The sequence below is a fragment of the Paraburkholderia sp. A1RI_3L genome, from assembly GCF_048957895.1.
Lineage (GTDB): Bacteria > Pseudomonadota > Gammaproteobacteria > Burkholderiales > Burkholderiaceae > Paraburkholderia > Paraburkholderia kururiensis.
This window is the reverse complement of record NZ_JARCHA010000002.1, coordinates 348,962-368,852: the sequence shown is the minus strand read 5'-3', so window position 1 is coordinate 368,852 and position 19,891 is coordinate 348,962. Positions and strand designations below refer to the sequence as shown.

Genomic DNA, 19,891 nt, shown 5'->3' with positions numbered 1-19,891 from the left:
GTCGGCCGACCGCAACCCTTTAGGCCGCAACGGGCGTCAACTGCTCGCGATACTTCGTGAGCGCGTTGCTCACGATCTCCGACATGCCGGGCGTGCCGGCGTCGAAAGCTGCATACAGCGCGCGCCGCATGCGCGGCTCCCAGAAGCGGCGGATGTGATCGGCGACGCTTGCCGTGGCTTCTTCCCGGTCCGGCATCGATTCGAAGAAACTGCCGATCTGGTTCGCCATCTCGATCAGGTGGTGTTGATCCATTGCGTCACTTCCCTGCGGTCACGGATTCGGTCGCACCGGCCGCGCTTCGCTGCCGCAACAGTTCGAGCTGCTCGGCGTTGAAGCGCGAGTAGTCGCGCTGCCACTGCGACGGCTGCTGCACGAGGTTCACCTGCACCGCGGTCACCTTGTACTCGGGGCAGTTGGTGGCCCAGTCGGAACTGTCCGTCGTGATGACGTTCGCGCCCGACTCGGGGAAGTGGAACGTGGTGTACACCACGCCCGGCTGCACCCGGTCCGTCACCTTCGCGCGCAGCACGGTCTGCCCCGCGCGCGATTCGATGCCCACCCAGTCGCCGTGACGAATGCCGCGCTCCTCGGCGTCGTGCGGATGGATCTCGAGGCGATCTTCCTCGTGCCAGCGCGAGTTCTCGGTTCGACGGGTCTGCGCGCCCACGTTGTATTGCGTGAGGATGCGGCCCGTGGTGAGCAGCAGCGGATATTTGCGCGTGACCTTTTCCGGCGAGGCGATGAACTTCGTGATGACGAAACGGCCCTTGCCGCGCACGAACGTATCGACGTGCATGGTCGGCGTGCCTTCGGGCGCCTCTTCGTTGCAGGGCCATTGAATACTGCCGAACTGGTCGAGCTTCGCGTACGAGACGCCGTGGAAGGTGGGCGTAAGTGCCGCGATCTCGTCCATGATCTCGGACGGGCTCGCGTAGTCCATCTCGTAGCCGAGCGCCCGCGAGAGCAGCAGCGTCACTTCCCAGTCCGCGTAGCCCGCGAGCGGCGGCATCACCTTGCGCACGGGCGAGATGCGGCGCTCGGCGTTGGTGAACGTACCGTCCTTTTCGAGGAACGACGAACCCGGCAGGAACACGTGCGCGTACTTGGCCGTCTCGTTGAGGAAGATGTCCTGCACGACGATGCATTCCATCGACGAAAGCGCCGCCGCCACGTGCTGCGTGTTCGGGTCCGACTGCACGATGTCTTCGCCCTGGCAGTAGAGGCCCTTGAAGCTGCCGTCCAGCGCGGCGTCGAACATGTTCGGAATGCGCAGGCCGGGTTCGGGCTGCAGCGTGACGTTCCAGGCGTCCTCGAACAGCGAGCGCACCTTTTCGTCGCTGATATGGCGGTAGCCAGGCAGTTCGTGCGGGAACGAGCCCATGTCGCACGAGCCCTGCACGTTGTTCTGACCACGCAGCGGATTCACGCCCACGCCTTCGCGGCCGATGTTGCCGGTGGCCATCGCGAGGTTCGCAATGCCCATCACCATCGTGGAGCCTTGCGCGTGTTCGGTCACGCCGAGGCCGTAGTAAATGGCCGAGCGTCCCGCGGGCATGCCGGGCGCGCTGCCACCGCGCGCGTAGAGGCGCGCCGCTTCGCGTACCTGTTCGGCGGGCACGCCGGTGACGTCGGCGGTGGCTTCCGGCGAGTTTTCCGGCAGCGCGACGAACGTGCGCCATTGTTCGAACGCACGCGGCTCGCAGCGCTCGGCCACGAACGCTTCGTTGAGCAACCCTTCCGTCACGATCACGTGCGCGAGCGCATTGACGATGGCGACGTTGGTGCCCGGGCGCAGTTGCAGGTGATACGAAGCCTGCACGTGCGGCGTATCGACGATGTCGATGCGGCGCGGGTCGATCACGACCAGCTTCGCGCCTTCACGCACGCGGCGCTTCAGGCGCGAGCCGAACACGGGGTGACCGTCGGTGGGATTCGCGCCGATCACGACGATCACGTCCGCGTGCTCCACCGAAGCGAAGGTCTGCGTGCCCGCCGATTCGCCCAGCGTCGTCTTCAGGCCATAGCCCGTCGGCGAGTGGCACACTCGTGCGCAGGTATCCACATTGTTGTTGCCGAAGGCCGCGCGCACGAGCTTCTGCACGAGGTACGTTTCCTCGTTCGTGCAACGCGACGACGTGATGCCGCCAATCGAGTCGCGGCCGTGCTTGTCCTGAATGCGGCGGAACTCGGAAGCTGCGTAGCGGATCGCTTCGTCCCAGCTGACTTCGCGCCACGGGTCCGTGATCTTCGCGCGGATCATGGGCTTCGTGATGCGGTCCTTGTGCGTGGCGTAGCCCCAGGCGAAGCGACCCTTCACGCAGGCGTGGCCCTCGTTGGCCTCGCCGTTCTTGTACGGCACCATCCGCACGACCTGCGAGCCTTTCATCTCGGCCTTGAACGAGCAGCCCACGCCGCAATACGCGCAAGTCGTGATGACCGAATGCTCGCCCTGACCCAGCAGCGTCACGCTCTTTTCCTGCAGCGTTGCGGTGGGGCATGCGGCCACGCACGCACCGCACGACACGCATTCGGAGTCCATGAACGGCTGGCTTTCGCTCGCCGCCACACGCGACTCGAAACCGCGGCCGGCGATGGTGAGCGCGAACGTGCCTTGCGTCTCTTCGCACGCGCGCACGCAGCGGTTACAGACGATGCACTTCGACGGGTCGTAGGTGAAGTACGGGTTCGATTCGTCTTTCGTGTCGCGCAGGTGATTCGCGCCGTCGAAGCCATAGCGCACTTCGCGCAGGCCCGTCACGCCCGCCATGTCCTGCAGCTCGCAGTCACCGTTCGCAGGGCACGTGAGGCAGTCGAGCGGGTGGTCGGAGATGTACAGCTCCATCACGTTGCGGCGCAGCTTTTGCAGGCGATCGCTTTGCGTGCGCACCTTCATGCCTGCTTCGACAGGCGTCGTGCACGAGGCCGGATAACCGCGCCGGCCCTCGATTTCCACGAGACACAGGCGGCACGAGCCGAACGGTTCGAGCGAATCGGTGGCGCAGAGCTTCGGCACGTTGACGCCGGCTTCGATCGAGGCGCGCATCACCGACGTGCCCGCAGGCACCGTGACGCTCTTGCCGTCGATCTCGAGCGTCACGTCCACGTCGGCGTGACGCAGCGGCGTGCCGTAGTCGGTGTCGTCGAACGGATTGCGGGCGGCGCGTTGCTGCGCCTGCGACTTGCAGCTGCAGTTGCCTGAACCGCAACCGCCCGTGCTGGAATTGAGCGCGTCTGACATCCTTGTCTCCATCGTCAGGCCGCCGCCGCAGCAGGACGCTGCGACGCGGTGTCGAGACCGAAATCTTCGGGGAAATGCTCGAGTGCGGAGAGCACCGGGTACGGCGTCATACCGCCCATGGCGCACAGCGAGCCGGACACCATCGTGTCGCAGAGGTCGCGCAGCAGTTCGACCTGCTTCGGCGAGCGATCGCCGTTGCGAATGCGCGCAATGACCTCGACGCCGCGCGTGGAACCGATGCGGCACGGCGTGCACTTGCCGCACGATTCGATGGCGCAGAAGTGCATGGCGTATTGCGCGAGTTCGGCGAGGTTCGACGTGTCGTCGTGCACGACGAGCCCGCCGTGACCCACCACCGCACCTACGGCCGCGTAGGCTTCGTAGTCGACCGGAATGTCCCACTGGCTCTCGGGCAGATAGGTGCCGAGCGGGCCGCCCACCTGTACGGCGCGTGCGGGCCGGCCGCTTGCCGTGCCGCCGCCGTAGTCGTAGAGCAGCTCGCGCAGCGTCACGCCGAATGCGAGCTCGACGAGTCCGCCCTGGCGCACGTTGCCGGCCAGCTGGAACGGCAGCGTGCCGCGCGAGCGGCCCATGCCGTAGTCGCGATACGCTGCGGCCCCGCGCGCGAAGATGATGGGCACGGTGGCGAGCGTGATGACGTTGTTGATCACCGTCGGCTTGCCGAACAGGCCCGCGAGCGCGGGCAGCGGCGGCTTGGCGCGCACGATGCCGCGTTTGCCTTCGAGCGATTCGAGCAGCGCGGTTTCCTCGCCGCACACATAGGAGCCGGCGCCCTTGGCGACATACAGATCGAAACGCCGGCCGCTGCCGAGCACGTTGTCGCCCAGCCAACCGGCGTCGCGCGCCTTTTCGATGGCGGTTTCGAGCGCCGCGATGGAATGCGGATACTCGCTGCGCACGTAGATGTAGCCGATCGTCGCGCCTGCCACGATGCCCGCAATGGTCATGCCTTCGATCAGCACGAACGGGTCGCTTTCCATGACGAGGCGGTCGGAGAAGGTGCCCGAGTCGCCTTCGTCGGCGTTACAGACCACGTACTTCTGGTCGGCTTGGGCGCCGAGCACCGTGCGCCATTTGATGCCGGCCGGGAAGGCGGCGCCGCCGCGTCCGCGCAGGCCCGATTCGATGAGCGCTTCGCAGGCATCCGCAGGCGTCATGGCAATGGCGTGACGCAGACCGTCGAGGCCGCCATGGGCCACGTAGTCTTCCGGCGAGAGCGGGTCTGTAATGCCGATGCGGGCGAACGTGAGCCGCTGCTGGCGCTTCAGGTACGGAATCTCGTCGACGATGCCCACGTGGCGCGCGTGCTCGCTACCTTCCAGAAAGCCCGCGTCGAACAGCGAGCCGACGTCGCTTTCCTCGACGTTCGAGTAGCCCACGCGACCGCGCGGCGTTTCCACTTCCACGAGCGGTTCGAGATAGAGTAGGCCGCGCGATCCGTTGCGCACCAGCTCTACGGCGACGCCGCGGGCCGCGGCTTCGTGGACGATCGCGGCGGCAACGGCATCGGCGCCCAGTGCGAGTGCCGACGAGTCGCGGGGAACGTAGACGCGCGTCATGCCGGCTCCTTCGTGTGGGTTTTCGTCTCGCTCCTCGCTTCGCCCTTCGCCTCGCGTTCAGCCGCTTCAGTGGCAGCAGCGAGGAGCGTATCGAATTTCTGCGGCGTGACTTTGGCGTGGAGCGTGCCGTTCACGGTCATCGCAGGAGACAGCGCGCATTGGCCGAGGCAATAGACCGATTCGAGCGCGACCGTGCCGTTGTGCCCCGCGTCGTGGCCCTGATCGAAACGGCAACCGGTGCGTGCCTCGATGTGCTGCGCGAGCGCTTCCGTCCCCATGCTGCGGCACGCCTCGGCACGGCACAGCTGCACGGTGACCGGCGCGGCAGGCGAGGTACGGAAGTGGTGATAGTAGGTCAGGACGCCGTGCACTTCGGCGCGCGACAGGTTCAGCGCGCGCGCAAGCGGTGTGACCACGGCGGGCGGCACGAAGCCGGCTTCGTCCTGAATGGCGTGCAGCACGGCCACGAGCGACCGGCCAGGCTGCGCATGGCGCCGGACGAGATCGTCGGGCGCGAGGGAGGGTGTCTCGTCCAAAGTGGGGCTCCTCGGAAAGTCATATATGCACTTGCCCTTCATAAGGCGCGCACGTATGCTTTCTTATCTCATAAACGTTTAGCCGAACAATAGGCCGCTGCCATGACTTGTGCAATAGGAAACCGGATTGCATAAATGATCCAGATAAAGTGCCATGCTGAGCTGGTGGTGCGCGACGTAGACGGCCGCGAAGCGAGCCTCACCGACGTGGTGCCGTTGCTCGCGCTCGTCGATGAAACGGGGAGCATCGCGCAGGCGGCGGAACGGCGGGGGCTCTCGTATCGCCACGCTTGGGGTTTGCTGCGCGCGCTCGAGGAACGCCTGGGCGGCGCCCTGATCGCGAAGGAGCGTGGTCGCGGCTCGCAACTCTCGGCGCTCGGCGAGGCGGTATTGCGGGCGCAGCGGCTGTGCGTGGAGCGGCTGGACGGGAATATGCAGGCGCTCGCGAGCGAAGTGGCAAGCGACCTGAACCGCTGGCTCTCGCCGCCGTCGCTGAACGTGCGCATCTACGCTTCGCACGGCTATGCGGTGGCAGCGCTCGTGACGGCACTCGTCGCGTCGGATTTGCCGGTTGATATCAAGTACCGCGACAGCGCCGACGCGATTGCCGCCCTCGCGCGCGGCGAGTGCGATCTGGCCGGCTTTCACCTGCCGCGCGGCGAGTTTCGCGACGCGTGCGCCGCGGTTTACCGGCGTTGGCTCGATCCAGACCGCCACGTGCTGATTCATCTGACGCGCCGTAAGCAGGGCCTCTTTCTCGCACGAGGTAATCCGAAGCGGATCGGGTCGCTGCGCGATCTGTCCCGCGACGACATTCGCTTCGTCAACCGGCAGCCCGGCTCGGGCACGCGCATGCTGCTCGATCTCGCGCTCACGCGCATCGGTATCGATCCGGAACGCGTGAACGGCTATGCGTCGGCGGAACTCACGCATTCGGCCATTGCGGCGTTTGTCGCGAGCGGCATGGCGGATGTTGGCTTTGGCGTCGAGCCGGCCGCGCATCATTTCGGACTCGACTTCATTCCCGTGGTGGACGAGGACTATTACTTCGCCTGCGAGCGCGCGCGCCTCGCGCGCGAGCCGCTCGCCGCCGTGGTCGCTTTGCTGCGCAGCGAAGCGTTTCATGCCAGCGTGGCCGGATTGCAGGGCTACGACCCGCGCGCATGCGGCACCGTGGTGGGCCTGGAAGAAGGGCTCGCGGTGACCTCCGCCGATGATTCCGGTAAGACGCAGTAACGCGAGGCAAGAGGCGGCGCGACGCAAGCACGCTGCAACAGGCCGTCGTTTTTGCGATACTTTGCGCTACGCTTTGCTTTCTGCCGCGCGACCACCGCGCCCATCCGACATGAAATTTCTGCTCAACGCATGCGTGGCCGCCGCGACGGCCGGTACGCTCTTCGCCACCGTTTCGATTGCCTTTGCCCAGAACTCGCCCGGTGTGCCGGGCGGCATCCTGCAGGACGAGTTCCGTTTGCAGGAGCATCCTCAGATGCAATTCGCGGCATCGGCGCCCTCGAAGAAATACCAGAAAGGCGCGCCCTCGAAGATGCGTCGTCGCGGTGACGATGGCGATCCGAATGGCTGCAACCTGCAGTGTCCGCAAGATTGAACAGGCAACAAAAAACCCCGAGGGCGTTCAGCCGTCGGGGTTTTTTGCTATCCGTGTCCGGATGCTCGAAGGTGTCTTGGTGGAGCCGGCGGGAATCGAACCCGCGTCCGCAAGTAGTCCACAACCAGTTCTACATACTTAGTTCAGTCATTTGATTTAACCGCACCGACGCGGACGAACACGCTTCGTTACGGCGAGTCACTTGATTTTCGGCCCCGGCGCCGTGACATCGCTGAGGATTATCTGACGTGAATGACCTCGCTGGTCTTGCGACCCTGACCCGTCAGCGAGTCAGTGCGAGGTTGGCGGGGTTAAGCCGCCAATGCGTACGTTTCGTCGTTCGCAGTTACTTAAGTCCCATTGATTTACGAGGTGACGGGTCCTCGGTATGCCCTGAGCTGCTTCATTACCCACGTCGAAACCAGGTCGGCCCCAAGTGGAACAAGCATTATCCCATAGAAGCGGATGTGGGGCTAACTGACCGGGTTTCAAGAGGTGGGGTTTCAAGAGGTCGCTTCGAAGAAGCGACTGAAGAGACGCCCCTCAGCTGATGTCGCGCAGGAGCAGACGCAGCTGGGCCGTGGATTCGACGACGTGCTGCGCATGCCAATGGGAGGGGGGCAGGTCGTCGCCACAATAGCCGTAGGCCGCCGCCACGGTAACCATGCCGGCCGCAAACCCGGCCTGGACATCCCGCAGATCGTCGCCGACATAGACGACGCGCTCCGGCTCCATGTCGAGCGCCTTCGCGGCATGGAGCAGCGGGGCGGGATGCGGTTTGGAGTGCGGTGTGGTGTCGCCGCTGACCACGCAGCTCGCGCGTTCTTCGAGACCGAGCAGCGCAACAAGCGGTTCGGTGAGCCGTGTGACCTTGTTCGTCACGATGCCCCAGCGCACGCCGCGCGCATCCAGTTCGTCGAGCACCGTATCGATGCCCGGGAAGAGCGTCGTTTCGATGCACAGGTCGGCCTCGTAGTTGGCGAGGAATTCTTCGCGCAAAGTGGCGTAATCGTGATGATCGGGCCCGATGCCAAACGCGCCGCTGATTAGACCGCGTGCACCCGCCGACGCAAGCGGCCGCAGCTTGTCGAGCGGCACCATTTCCAGGCCGCGTTCGTGTCGCATGCGGTTCACAGCAGCAGCGAGGTCAGGCGCGGTGTCGGCAAGGGTGCCGTCCAGATCGAACAGCACAGCCTGACAGAGACGGATGGAGGCGTCGTCGTTTTCGCGCTGGGGCAGGGGCGTCGGGTCGCTCATGAACGTGGTTTTGGCGTGCGAACGGTAGAGGCTCAGGCCTCGCGCCGGCAGGCGAGCAGGTAGTTGACGCTGGTATCGTCCGACAGCGCGAAATGCTTGCTGATCGGGTGGTAGACAATGCCTTTGATGTCGGCCGTGTTCAGCCTGGCGGCGCGCACGAAGCCGGCGAGTTCGGACGGACGGATGAAGCGCGCGTAGTCGTGCGTGCCCCGCGGCAGCATGCGGGCGATGTATTCGGCGCCGACCACGGCAAGCAGATACGACTTCACGTTGCGGTTGAGCGTGGAGAAGAACACCCAGCCGCCTGGTTTGACGAGCGCTGCGCAGGCCGCGACGATCGCCGCCGGCTCCGGCACGTGCTCGAGCATTTCCATGCAGGTCACGACGTCGTACGAGGCCGGCTCGCGGGCCGCAAGCGCTTCGGCGGCAATCTCCTCGTATTCGACCGTGACGCCGCTTTCCAGGCTATGCAGGTCGGCGACGCCGAGTGCCTCGTGGGAAAGGTCGATGCCCTTGACGTTCGCGCCAAGCCCGGCCATGGATTCGGACAGGATGCCGCCGCCGCAGCCAATGTCGAGCACGCGCTTGCCTGCAAGATGCGCGTGCGCGTCGATCCAGTCGAGCCGCACCGGATTCAGCTCGTGCAGCGGCTTGAACTCGGCATTCGGGTCCCACCAACGATGCGCGAGATCGCTGAATTTCTGCAGTTCGTGGGGATCGGCGTTGGTCATGGGTCGGACGGCCTTGATTGGGGCGCGCGGAGCGGGGAACGGGGATAAACCCGGAGTATATAGGCGGCGTGCCATGGCGGCAAAATGCAGCACTTCCGGATTGCGCGCGGTCAGCTGTCGCGCGGGCGACGCAGGACGGAGCCACTTTGGGCGAGCGCCAGACGAAAAAAAGCCCCGCCGAAGCGGGGCTTTGGATGCTGCGGTAACTTGCTGCTTACTGCTTCGAAGTACCGACAACTTCGACTTCCACGCGACGATCCGGTGCGAGGCAGGCGATGAGTTGCTTGCGGTTCTTCTGGTTGCAGCCCGTCGTGACCGGGTTACGCTTGCCCTTGCCTTCCGTGTAGATACGGTTGGCGTCGATGCCCTTGCTGACCAGGTATGCCTTCACAGCTTGAGCGCGGCGCAGCGACAGACGGTCGTTGTACTTGTCCGAACCGATGCGGTCCGTGTAGCCCGTTGCAACGACCACTTCGAGGTTCAGGCCCTGGATCTTCGATGCGAGCTCGTCAAGCTTTTGCTTGCCGGCCGGCTTCAGGACAGCCTTGTCGAAGTCGAACAGCGTGTCGGCTTGATACGTGATCTTCTGGCTCGTGATGGGAGCCGGTGCCGGCGGTTGAGCGACCGGCGGTTGCGGTGCCTGGGCGACCAGTGCGCCGTCGCACTTTGCGTTAGCCGTTGCCGGCGTCCAGAACGCATCGCGCCAGCAAAGCTCGTTCGTGCCGTTCATCCACACGTATTCGCCGGTGCCGTTCACCCAGTTGTCATTCGTGGCTTGTCGCGACGCCGGCACGGACTGTGCCGAAGCGGATGCAGCCATAACTGCGGTAGCTGCAATGAACGCGAGCTTTGAAAGTTTATTCATATTTCTCCTCTCGAAATTGAGATTACCGCAGGTTTACTGCGAGCCTGATGACGAAGACAAGTCATACATTGCTCGAAGTATAACATCGGTGCGTTGTGAGCGACGCTTTGTATAGACTTCGAGCAGCGTCTGACTTTGTGCGTTGGCATTTTGCCATATCGTTCCCGTCCGACGATAAAAAAAGCCGCCCCTCCTGGCAGCCCGGTTCCAATTGTGGTGCATGCGCAACAAAAGGCCGCCCGGCGTGGGTTTGCGGCCGCATAGCCGACCGAGTGCCATTGGTGGCGTGTCCCGTTGATCCCTTCGGTGGTCTTTTTGACGCAGCTTCGAGGCGTCGGCCCGGCCTCCCTCTAATAGGTATACGTAGGCGCGGGGCGGGAGTTGGCGCGTGGTAGAATCGCGTGATGCCCGGCGCCCTGCCACCGCTTTGCTTTAGCCAGCAAAGCACGTGTGCGAAGGAGGGTGCGGCACCCGAGCAAGTACGCACAAGACACGGATAAATGGATCAATTCGCCAAAGAGACCCTGCCCATCTCCCTCGAGGAGGAAATGCGTCGCTCGTATCTCGATTACGCGATGAGCGTGATCGTGGGGCGTGCGCTTCCGGACGTTCGCGATGGCCTGAAGCCCGTTCACAGGCGCGTTCTCTACGCCATGCACGAGCTCAACAACGACTGGAACCGCGCCTACAAGAAGTCGGCGCGTATCGTCGGCGACGTCATCGGTAAGTACCATCCTCACGGCGACACGGCGGTCTACGACACGATCGTGCGGATGGCGCAAGACTTCTCGCTGCGTTACATGCTCGTGGACGGTCAGGGCAACTTCGGCTCCGTGGACGGCGACAACGCCGCCGCCATGCGGTACACCGAAATCCGCATGGCCAAAATCGGCCATGAACTGCTCGCCGACATCGACAAAGAAACGGTCGACTTCGGGCCCAACTACGACGGCAGCGAAAGCGAGCCGCTGATCCTGCCGGCCCGCATCCCGAATCTGCTGATCAATGGTTCGTCGGGCATTGCGGTCGGCATGGCGACGAACATCCCGCCGCACAATCTGAATGAGGTCGTCGATGCGTGCCAGCACCTGCTGAAGCACCCCGAGGCGACGATCGACGAATTGATCGAGATTGTCCCGGCCCCCGATTTTCCGACGGCCGGCATCATCTACGGCGTCGCCGGTGTGCGCGACGGCTATCGCACGGGCCGCGGCCGCGTCGTGATGCGCGCGACGACCCACTTCGAGGAAATCGATCGCGGCCAGCGCATGGCGATCATCGTTGATGAGCTGCCGTACCAGGTCAACAAGCGTTCGCTGCTCGAGCGCATCGCGGAACTGGTCAACGAGAAGAAGCTGGAAGGCATCTCGGACATCCGCGACGAATCCGACAAGAGCGGCATGCGCGTCGTGATCGAGCTCAAGCGCGGCGAAGTGCCCGAGGTCATCCTCAACAATCTGTACAAGGCTACGCAGCTGCAGGACACCTTCGGCATGAACATGGTTGCGCTCGTCGACAACCAGCCGAAGCTGCTGAACCTCAAGGAAATGCTCGAGTACTTCCTCGCCCACCGGCGCGAAGTGCTCACCCGGCGCACCATCTACGAACTGCGCAAGGCGCGCGAGCGTGGCCATGTGCTGGAAGGTCTCGCCGTTGCGCTCGCCAATATCGACGAGTTCATCGCGATCATCAAGGCAGCGCCTACTCCGCCCATCGCCAAGCAGGAATTGATGGCGCGGTCGTGGGACTCGTCCCTCGTGCGCGAGATGCTGACGCGCGCAGAGTCCGAGAACGCCACCGCCGGCGGCCGCGACGCGTACCGTCCGGAAGGCTTAAGCCCGGCGTTCGGCATGCAGGGCGACGGACTTTACCGTCTGTCGGATACGCAGGCGCAGGAAATCCTGCAAATGCGGCTGCAGCGCCTCACGGGTCTCGAGCAGGACAAGATCATTGGCGAGTATCGCGAAGTCATGACGCAGATCGCCGACCTGCTGGACATCCTGGCCCGGCCGGAGCGTGTAACGTCTATCATCTCCGACGAACTCGCGGCGATCAAAACCGAATTCGGCGACAAGCGTCGCTCGAAGATCGAGATGAACGCCACGGAGCTCAACACCGAAGACCTCATCACGCCGCAGGACATGGTCGTAACGATGTCGCACACGGGCTACGTCAAATCGCAGCCGTTGTCGGAATATCGAGCCCAGAAGCGGGGCGGTCGCGGCAAGCAGGCCACCTCGATGAAAGAAGACGACTGGATCGACACGCTGTTCATCGCCAACACGCACGATCACATCCTGTGCTTCTCGAACCGCGGCCGCGTTTACTGGGTGAAGGTCTACGAGGTGCCGCAAGGCTCGCGCAACTCGCGTGGTCGCCCCATCGTGAACATGTTCCCGCTGCAGGAAGGCGAGAAGATCACGGTCGTGCTGCCCGTGAAGGAATTTTCGGCCGACAAGTACGTTTTCATGGGAACGGCGCTCGGCACGGTCAAGAAGACGCCGCTGGAGGCTTTCAGCAGACCATTGCGCAAGGGTATTATTGCGGTCGGTCTGGACGACGGTGATTACCTGATTGGCGCGGCCATCACCGATGGCCAGCACGACGTGATGCTGTTCTCCGACTCCGGCAAGGCGGTTCGCTTCGACGAAAACGACGTGCGCCCCATGGGGCGCGAAGCGCGCGGTGTGCGCGGCATGCAACTCGAAGACGGCCAGCAGGTAATCGCCATGCTGGTGGCCGGCGACGAGCGGCAGTCGGTGCTAACGGCCACGGAAAACGGTTTCGGCAAACGCACGCCGATTACGGAATACACGCGTCACGGCCGCGGCACGAAGGGCATGATCGCGATCCAGACGTCGGAGCGCAACGGCAAGGTGGTCGCCGCGACCCTCGTAGACCCGGAATCGGAAATCATGCTGATTACGACGACGGGCGTGCTGATTCGCACGCGCGTGTCGGAAGTCCGTGAAATGGGGCGCGCAACGCAAGGTGTTACACTCATCAGCCTTGACGAAGGAACGAAGCTTTCGGGTCTGCAACACATTGCAGAGGCGGAGGCCGAAGCTGAAGGAGACGCCGACGCGTCGGCTGCCGACGGTGGCGAAGCGGCTGACCCGGGTGAAGACGGCGCGGAGAGTTAAAACCGCGCCCGCCCGCAGGCAATGGTTAGGCCTTGCAGGCTGGAAGCGGCGCCAGACGAGAACAGATGGCGCCGTTTTTTTGAGTCCGCAGGCGAGAGTTCGACTAATTTCTCTTAGGGAGTAATGATGCAAAAACGATTCAAGCAGGTAATGTTGCTGGCCGCTCTTGTGCCGACCTTCGCAATGGCTCAGGCTCTGCAGAGCCAGGCGCCGGCAGCGAGCGCGACTGCAGCACCGGTCGATCCGGCCAAGCAGGCCGCGATCAAGGACCTGCTCGACGCAATCGATGCACAGAAACTCGTCGGTGCCATCGGCAACAGCGCCCAGATGCAGGCCAAGCAGCTCGTGCCGGCCATCCTGTCGGACGCGCTGTCGGAGAACAAGACGCTGTCGGACAAGCAGAAGCAGGCCGCCGTGCCGACCCTGCAGAAGAATGCCGTGCCGAAGCTGGTTGACTCGGCAGGCCAGGTTTTCGCTACGGACCAATTCCGCCAGGACGCCATGCAAGCTCAGTACGACGCCTACGCGAAGTACTACAGCGCGCAGGAAATCAAGGACCTGACCACGTTCTACAAGAGCCCGACGGGCCGCAAGTTCATCCAGGTGCAAGACCAGGTGGGCCGCGACGTTGTGAACGGTCTGATGCAGAAGTACATGCCGCAATCGATCAAGGCGACCCGCGACCAGGCTGACAAGGAAGTCGCTTCGGTCAAGCCGGCCAAGTAAGAAGACGCGTCGCCACACCGGCGGCGCCAGTCTTTCTCGCCACGCTCCGGCGTTTGCTCGCGGCATCGTTCGTTGCCTCGGGCGGCGCGCCTGAAAGCCTCGCGGCATAGGCCGCCTGGTTTGGCGGGTTGGTGGCGAGGGTGCGATAATGGCCGTTTGCGCGATCTGCGCAAGCGGCCTTTTTCTTTTCTGGGCGCGGTATCGCGGTATTCGGTCTTTCTTTGCCGCAGCGCCTGCCTCGGGGTTCTTCACATGCGCGTCTTTAACTTCTCCGCCGGACCAGCGGCATTGCCCGAAGAAGTGCTTCGCCAGGCCGCCGACGAAATGCTCGACTGGCACGGCAGCGGCATGAGCGTCATGGAAATGAGCCATCGCGGCGCGGAGTTCATGTCGATCCACCAGGAGGCGCTCGTCGATCTGCGCGAGCTGCTCGAGGTGCCGGCGAGCCACCACATTCTTTTCCTGCAGGGTGGCGGCATTGGCGAAAACGCCATCGTGCCCATGAACCTGTTCGGTTCGAAGCCGCGCGCCGACTTCATCATCACGGGTTCGTGGTCGCAGAAGTCGTTCAAGGAAGCGCAGAAGTACGGCACCGCGCACGTCGCGGCAACCGGCAAGACGGAAGACGGCTTCACGCGCGCTCCCGCGCGCACCGAATGGCAGCTTTCCGAGGACCCGGCCTACGTGCACCTGTGCACCAACGAGACGATCAACGGCGTCGAGACGTTCGATATCCCCGATCTGGGCGACATTCCGCTCGTGGCAGACGCTTCGTCGCACATCCTTTCGCGTCCCATGGACATCGCCAAGTACGGCGTGCTCTATGCTGGCGCGCAGAAGAACATCGGCATTGCCGGCGTGACGGTGGTAATCGTGCGCGAGGACATGCTGGGCCGCGCCATGTCGATCTGCCCCTCGGCGTTCGAATGGAAGACGGTGGCGGAGAACAACTCGATGTTCAACACGCCGCCCACCTACGCGATCTACATTTCGGGCCTCGTGTTCAAGTGGCTCAAGCGTCAAGGCGGCCTCAAGGCGATGGAGGCGCGCAACATCGAAAAGGCGAAGCTGCTTTACGATGTCATCGATTCGAGCAGCTTCTACATCAACAAGGTGGAGCGCCATGCGCGCTCGCGGATGAACGTACCGTTCTTCCTCGCCGATGAGTCACGCAACGAAGATTTCCTTGCCGGCGCGAAAGCGCGCGGGCTGTTGCAGCTGAAGGGCCACAAGTCCGTCGGCGGCATGCGGGCGTCGATTTACAACGCGGTGCCGCTCGAGGGCGTGAAGGCGCTCGTCGAGTACATGAAGGAATTCGAAGCGCGTTGCGCCTGACGCCATGCGTCTGCGCGCACTTCCTTTCTGTCCTTTCTGATACGGCCGGTTTCACGCATGGACGACGAACTCAATTCACGCCTCAAACCCTTACGCGAGCGCATCGACGCGATCGACGCCCAACTCATTGCGCTCCTGAACCAGCGCGCGGCGGTCGCGCTCGAAGTGGGCGAAGTCAAGAAGCATTTCAACGCGCCGGTGTTTCGCCCCGAGCGCGAGCAGCAGGTGATTGCGCGCCTGCAGTCGATGAGCGCAGGGCCGCTCGCCGCCGGGCACATCAGCGCGATCTGGCGCGAAATCATGGCCGCCAGCCGTTCGCTGGAAAAGAGCATCAAGACCGCTTTTCTCGGTCCTGTCGGCACTTACAGCGAACAGGCGATGCACGAGTACTTCGGGCAATCGATCGAAGGGCTGCCGTGTCCGTCGATCGACGAGGTGTTTCGCGCCGTCGAAGCGGGTGCCGCCGAATTCGGCGTGGTGCCGGTCGAGAACTCCACGGAAGGCGCGGTCTCGCGCACACTCGATCTCTTTCTGCAAACGCAACTCGTCATTGGCGGCGAACTGGCGCTGCCCATCCATCACAACCTGCTGACGCTTTCGGGCAACCTCACCGGCGTGACACGCATATGCGCCCATGCGCAAGCGCTCGCGCAGTGCCAGCACTGGCTCACGGCGAATGCGCCGCACCTGGAGCGCCAGGCGGTATCGAGCAACGCCGAGGCCGCCCGTATCGCTTCCGAAGATCCGACCGTGGCCGCGATCGCGGGCGACCGCGCGGCCGCACACTATGGCTTGCAGGTGGCGTACGCATTGATTCAGGACGATCCGCACAACCGCACGCGCTTCGTGATGATCGGCAAGGAGCCTGCAGCGCCAAGCGGCTACGACCAGACGTCGCTCATCGTCTCGGTGCAGAACGAGCCGGGCGCGATGTTCCGCCTGCTCGAACCGCTTGCGCGCCACGGCGTTTCGATGACGCGTTTCGAGTCGCGGCCCGCGCGTTCGGGCACATGGGCGTACTACTTCTATATCGACCTGGAAGGCCATCGCGACGACGCGCCGGTTGCGGCTGCGCTCGCTGAGCTCGAAGAGAAGGCAGCGTTCCTCAAGATTCTCGGTTCGTATCCGCGTTCCCGTTGAACGACAGGGGGCGCCGTCCTGCGCGGCGTTGTGTTGGCCATGCACCGTCCTTGCACCGGCTTTCCGATGCGCCGGCGCCCTGGACGCCATGCGAGGCCGGCACTTCGGCCGTTCCCCGGCAGCGCGTAACGAGTCACTAACGAGCTATACCGACCACAACCTGGCGCGCTGCCCCGTCAGCCAAATTACCTTTGTCGCACACAGCCATCGCCGATCTGGAGCCATCATGACAATGCAATTCGGTCCTACCTACGTGCGCGCCATCGCGCCCTACGTTGCCGGCAAACCGATCTCGGAAGTCGCCCGCGAATTCGGGCTGGACGAGGCGCGCATCGTCAAGCTCGCGTCGAACGAGAATCCGCTCGGCATGCCGGAGTCGGCACAACGCGCGATGGCGCAGGCCGCAAGCGAACTGGGCCGCTATCCCGACTCGAACGCGTTCGAACTGAAGGCCGCGCTGGCGGCGCGCTACGACGTGCCGGCCGACTGGATCACCCTCGGCAACGGCAGCAACGACATCCTCGAACTCGCGGCACACGCGCTGGTGGAGAAGGGGCAGTCGATCGTCTACTCGCAGTACTCGTTCGCCGTCTACGCGCTCGCGACGCAAGGGCTGGGCGCGCGCGCCATCGTGACGCCCGCCGTGCATTACGGCCACGATCTCGACGCGATGTTGGCCGCGATCGCCGACGACACGCGGCTCGTGTTCGTCGCGAACCCGAACAACCCGACCGGCACGTTCATCGACGGTGCTACGTTGGAAGCGTTCATCGCGAAGGTGCCGCGCCACGTGGCCATCGTGCTCGACGAGGCGTACACCGAATACCTGCCCGCCGAAAAGCGCTACGACGCAATGGGCTGGGTGAAGCGCTATCCGAACCTGATGGTCTCGCGCACGTTCTCGAAGGCGTACGGTCTGGCCGGCCTGCGCGTGGGGTTCGCGATTGCGCAGCCGGAACTCACGGATCTGCTGAACCGCCTGCGTCAGCCATTCAACGTGAACACGCTCGCACAGGCCGCGGCGATCGCAGCGCTCAACGACAGCGCGTTCATCGAGCGCAGCGCCGCGCTCAATGCGCAGGGCTATCGGCACCTGACCGAGGCGTTCGAGCGCCTCGGGCTCGAGTACGTGCCTTCGGACGGCAACTTCGTTCTCGTGCGCGTGGGCAGCGACGACGGCGCGGGCAACCGCGTGAATCTGGAACTTCTGAAGCAGGGCGTGATCGTGCGGCCCGTCGGCAACTACGGTTTGCCGCAATGGCTGCGCGTGACGATCGGTTTGCCCGAGGAAAACGAGGCATTCGTCGCGGCGCTCGAGAAGACACTCGTCGCGGCATGAACCTCTCGATGGGGCGTTGAACAGTATGGCGTGGCGCAGCCCGCAGGGGCGCTGCGGCACGTCTTCTTTCCGGTTGGGCAGCGTGGTGGCGTTCTCTTTCGACAAACTTGTGATTTTCGGCGTCGGGCTGATCGGCGGGTCGCTCGCGCGCGCGTTGCGCGAGCGGCCCGGCGTGGGCGGCGCGCGTGAGGTGATCGGCGTCGCGCGTTCGGTGAGTTCCGCTGCGCGCGCGGTCGAACTCGGCGTGACGGATGCCGCCGTAGCGCTCGACGACGACCGCGCGCTTGCCGCGGCGCTCGCCGGCGCCGATATCGTGCTGCTCGCCGCGCCCGTCGCGCAGACGCGTCCGCTCATGGAGCGCATCGCGCCGTTCCTCGACGCCGCCACGATCGTCACCGACGCGGGCAGCACCAAGTCCGACGTCGTCGCGGCCGCGCGCGCGGCGCTCGGCGCGCGCATCGGCCAGTTCGTGCCGGGCCACCCCATCGCAGGTCGCGAGTCGAGTGGCGTGGACGCGGCGCTGGCCGACCTGTACGTAGGACGCAACGTCGTACTGTGCCCGCTGCCGGAGAACGCGCCGCAGTCGGTGGCACGTATCGAGGCGATGTGGCGCGCGACGGGCGCGGTAGTGGGCGCGATGTCCGCCGCGCAGCACGACCGCGTGCTGGCATCGGTGAGTCACTTGCCGCATGTACTCTCGTACGCACTCGTTGAGCAGATTCTCGGTTCGCCCGACGCGGAGCTGAAGTTCTCGTTCGCCGCGGGCGGTTTCCGCGATTTCACGCGCATCGCCGCGTCGAGTCCCGAAATGTGGCGCGACATTTGCCTCGCGAACCGCGAGGCGCTGCTCGACGAACTGGACGCCTATACCGCGGTGCTCGCGCGTCTGCGCGTGGCGATCGACGCCGGCGACGGCGCCGCGCTCGAAGCGGTATTTACGCGTTCGCGCGTCGCCCGCACCGCGTGGCAGGAGCGTGGCGGCAAGCTGGCAACGAGCGGCGAAGCGGCTGACGCACCCGCCGCAGCAACACCCGAGGCGCCGCCCGAAGACGGCGCGCCCGCTGAATAAACAGGACACGCATATGGACTACCTCGACCTCGGACCGTTTACCCGCGCCGAAGGCACCGTTCGCCTGCCCGGTTCGAAGAGCATTTCGAACCGCGTGCTGCTGCTTGCCGCGCTGGCGGAAGGCGAAACCACGATCACGAACCTGCTCGATTCCGACGACACGCGCGTGATGCTCGACGCGCTGCAGAAGCTCGGCGTGCGGCTCCAGCGCGACGGCGACACCTGTGTCGTGCAGGGCACGCGCGGCGCGTTCACGGCGAAGACGGCGGATCTGTTCCTCGGCAACGCAGGCACGGCCGTGCGGCCGCTCACGGCTGCGCTTGCCGTCAACGGCGGCAACTACCGTATTCATGGCGTGGCACGCATGCACGAGCGGCCAATCGGCGACCTCGTGGACGGGCTGCGCCAGATCGGCGCAAAGATCGACTACGAGGCGAACGAGGGCTACCCGCCGTTGCGCATCCGCGCGGCGCCGCTCTCGGTGGACGCGCCGATCCGCGTGCGCGGCGACGTGTCCAGCCAGTTCCTCACGGCGCTCCTGATGAGCCTGCCGCTCGTGCGCGCGAAAGAGGGCTTCACGACCGTCGAAGTGGACGGTGAGCTGATTTCGAAGCCCTACATCGACATCACGATCCGCCTGATGGCGCGCTTCGGCGTGACGGTTGCGCGCGAGGGCTGGCAGCGCTTCACCATTCCCGCGGGCGTGCGGTACCAGTCGCCGGGCCGCATCATGGTGGAGGGCGATGCGTCGTCGGCGTCGTACTTCATTGCGGCGGGTGCCATTGGCGGTGGACCGCTACGCGTGGAAGGCGTGGGCCGCGCGAGCATCCAGGGCGATGTGGGCTTCGCGGATGCCATCGAGAAGATGGGCGCCGACATCATCATGGGCGACGACTGGATCGAAGTGCGCGGCAGCGGGCGCGTGGGCGGCGGGCTTGAAGCCATTGACATGGACTTCAACCTGATCCCGGACGCGGCCATGACGATCGCCGTGACCGCGCTTTTCGCGCGCGGCACGACGACGCTGCGCAACATCGCGAGCTGGCGCGTGAAGGAAACCGACCGTATCGCCGCGATGGCTACCGAACTGCGCAAAGTGGGCGCGCAGGTCGAGGAAGGCGCGGATTACCTCGTGGTGACGCCGCCCGAGAAGCTCGTGCCGAATGCCGCCATCGATACCTACGACGACCATCGCATGGCCATGTGCTTTTCGCTGGTGAGCCTGGGCGGCGTGCCGGTGCGCATCAACGACCCGAAATGCGTCGGCAAGACGTTTCCTGACTACTTCGAGCGCTTCCTCGCGCTCGCGAAAGCCTGACCTG

Annotated in this window: 16 protein-coding genes and 1 other RNA gene; 9 read left to right on the top strand and 8 right to left on the bottom strand. The window is 64.6% G+C overall.

What is annotated here, in order from left to right:
• Nucleotides 1-19: 19 nt before the first annotated feature.
• Genes PXJ20_RS07775 through PXJ20_RS07760 form a run of 4 tightly spaced genes read right to left on the bottom strand, consistent with a single transcriptional unit; the run spans nucleotide 20 to nucleotide 5,397 of the window.
• The gene (locus PXJ20_RS07775) at nucleotides 20-253 is read right to left on the bottom strand and encodes a formate dehydrogenase subunit delta (RefSeq protein WP_017774566.1); all 234 of its coding nucleotides are present in this window, start codon (nucleotides 251-253) and stop codon (nucleotides 20-22) included.
• A 4-nt stretch (nucleotides 254-257) separates the two neighbouring features.
• Nucleotides 258-3,239 carry a formate dehydrogenase subunit alpha gene (fdhF, locus tag PXJ20_RS07770; protein ID WP_413212296.1) on the bottom strand — a complete coding sequence of 994 codons (2,982 nt, stop codon included), beginning with the start codon at nucleotides 3,237-3,239 and terminating at the stop codon, nucleotides 258-260.
• A 14-nt stretch (nucleotides 3,240-3,253) separates the two neighbouring features.
• Nucleotides 3,254-4,819, bottom strand: coding sequence for a formate dehydrogenase beta subunit (locus tag PXJ20_RS07765; RefSeq protein WP_421029701.1), 1,566 nt, complete (start codon nucleotides 4,817-4,819; stop codon nucleotides 3,254-3,256).
• On the bottom strand, nucleotides 4,816-5,397 hold the full coding sequence (locus PXJ20_RS07760; RefSeq protein WP_421029700.1) for an NAD(P)H-dependent oxidoreductase subunit E: 582 nt from the start codon (nucleotides 5,395-5,397) through the stop codon (nucleotides 4,816-4,818). Before PXJ20_RS07760 ends, PXJ20_RS07765 begins: the two co-directional genes overlap by 4 nt.
• 93 nt (nucleotides 5,398-5,490) lie before the next feature.
• Here PXJ20_RS07760 and PXJ20_RS07755 point away from each other — a divergent pair, with 93 nt between their 5' ends.
• Nucleotides 5,491-6,591, top strand: coding sequence for a substrate-binding domain-containing protein (locus PXJ20_RS07755; RefSeq protein WP_421029699.1), 1,101 nt, complete (start codon nucleotides 5,491-5,493; stop codon nucleotides 6,589-6,591).
• A gap of 109 nt (nucleotides 6,592-6,700) precedes the next feature.
• Nucleotides 6,701-6,964 (top strand): hypothetical protein, encoded by a 264-nt coding sequence (locus PXJ20_RS07750; RefSeq protein ID WP_017774571.1) that lies wholly within the window; start codon nucleotides 6,701-6,703, stop codon nucleotides 6,962-6,964.
• A gap of 77 nt (nucleotides 6,965-7,041) precedes the next feature.
• On the opposite strand, the gene ssrA is transcribed toward PXJ20_RS07750, so the two are convergent.
• From ssrA to ompA, 4 genes are all read right to left on the bottom strand, one after another.
• Nucleotides 7,042-7,398, bottom strand: a transfer-messenger RNA (tmRNA) gene (ssrA, locus tag PXJ20_RS07745).
• A 109-nt stretch (nucleotides 7,399-7,507) separates the two neighbouring features.
• Nucleotides 7,508-8,221 carry a phosphoglycolate phosphatase gene (gph, locus tag PXJ20_RS07740; protein ID WP_421029698.1) on the bottom strand — a complete coding sequence of 238 codons (714 nt, stop codon included), beginning with the start codon at nucleotides 8,219-8,221 and terminating at the stop codon, nucleotides 7,508-7,510.
• 32 nt (nucleotides 8,222-8,253) lie between these two features.
• Nucleotides 8,254-8,952 carry a bifunctional 2-polyprenyl-6-hydroxyphenol methylase/3-demethylubiquinol 3-O-methyltransferase UbiG gene (gene ubiG, locus PXJ20_RS07735; protein WP_421029697.1) on the bottom strand — a complete coding sequence of 233 codons (699 nt, stop codon included), beginning with the start codon at nucleotides 8,950-8,952 and terminating at the stop codon, nucleotides 8,254-8,256.
• Between the two features lie 214 nt (nucleotides 8,953-9,166).
• Nucleotides 9,167-9,817, bottom strand: a complete 651-nt coding sequence (gene ompA, locus PXJ20_RS07730) for an outer membrane protein OmpA (RefSeq protein ID WP_026121386.1) — start codon at nucleotides 9,815-9,817, stop codon at nucleotides 9,167-9,169.
• 500 nt (nucleotides 9,818-10,317) lie between these two features.
• On the opposite strand from ompA, the gene gyrA reads away from it, so the two are divergent.
• The 7 genes from gyrA to aroA all read left to right on the top strand — a co-directional run bounded on the left by gyrA (nucleotide 10,318) and on the right by aroA (nucleotide 19,887).
• Entirely contained in the window at nucleotides 10,318-12,960 is a 2,643-nt protein-coding gene (gene gyrA / locus PXJ20_RS07725; protein WP_421029696.1) for a DNA gyrase subunit A, read from the top strand.
• A gap of 126 nt (nucleotides 12,961-13,086) precedes the next feature.
• Nucleotides 13,087-13,686 carry a DUF2059 domain-containing protein gene (locus tag PXJ20_RS07720; protein WP_026121387.1) on the top strand — a complete coding sequence of 200 codons (600 nt, stop codon included), beginning with the start codon at nucleotides 13,087-13,089 and terminating at the stop codon, nucleotides 13,684-13,686.
• Between the two features lie 252 nt (nucleotides 13,687-13,938).
• Complete coding sequence (gene serC, locus PXJ20_RS07715; RefSeq protein ID WP_199540325.1) at nucleotides 13,939-15,021, top strand: 3-phosphoserine/phosphohydroxythreonine transaminase; 1,083 nt, start codon at nucleotides 13,939-13,941, stop codon at nucleotides 15,019-15,021.
• Between the two features lie 57 nt (nucleotides 15,022-15,078).
• Entirely contained in the window at nucleotides 15,079-16,161 is a 1,083-nt protein-coding gene (pheA, locus tag PXJ20_RS07710; RefSeq protein ID WP_017774578.1) for a prephenate dehydratase, read from the top strand.
• Between the two features lie 226 nt (nucleotides 16,162-16,387).
• Complete coding sequence (gene hisC, locus PXJ20_RS07705; RefSeq protein ID WP_413212290.1) at nucleotides 16,388-17,500, top strand: histidinol-phosphate transaminase; 1,113 nt, start codon at nucleotides 16,388-16,390, stop codon at nucleotides 17,498-17,500.
• 73 nt (nucleotides 17,501-17,573) lie between these two features.
• Entirely contained in the window at nucleotides 17,574-18,569 is a 996-nt protein-coding gene (locus PXJ20_RS07700; protein ID WP_421030939.1) for a prephenate dehydrogenase, read from the top strand.
• 13 nt (nucleotides 18,570-18,582) lie between these two features.
• Nucleotides 18,583-19,887: a 3-phosphoshikimate 1-carboxyvinyltransferase gene (gene aroA, locus PXJ20_RS07695; RefSeq protein ID WP_017774581.1), complete on the top strand. Its 1,305-nt coding sequence runs from the start codon at nucleotides 18,583-18,585 to the stop codon at nucleotides 19,885-19,887.
• Nucleotides 19,888-19,891: the final 4 nt, after the last annotated feature.